The following is a 335-nucleotide window of genomic DNA, read 5'->3' on the forward strand; positions in this document are numbered from 1 at the left end:
GAAACTGCGGTAAGACTGAATCTGCTCCACAAGGCTGGCGGAGCCGGAAAGTACAGCCAGACGTAAATCCGGTCCCAGTGTCTTGGAGTAAGACAGAATATGGACTACGCGGTCAGGATAACGTGCGCCGAGTGTCTGACGGGGCGATGCGGCAATATCAGCAACACCGTCATCTTCGATAATCAATGTGTCGTGGCCTTCAAGCACATCGCCCAGCGCCATCAGGCGCTCTTTGCTCATGCAGTGACTGGTCACAGAGTGCACGCGCGGCTGGAACAAAAAAGCCGCCGGTTTCTTTTCAAGGGCAGCCGCAAGGGAAGAGGGCATAGGCCCCT

General features: G+C 56.1%; 1 pseudogene. It reads right to left on the reverse strand.

Annotation, left to right across the window (positions count from 1 at the left end):
- A pseudogene (locus tag HBA93_RS19795) lies at positions 1-335 on the reverse strand (GntR family transcriptional regulator); the annotation flags it as partial.

It is taken from the genome of Ochrobactrum sp. SFR4, assembly GCF_019730395.1.
Lineage (GTDB): Bacteria > Pseudomonadota > Alphaproteobacteria > Rhizobiales > Rhizobiaceae > Pseudochrobactrum.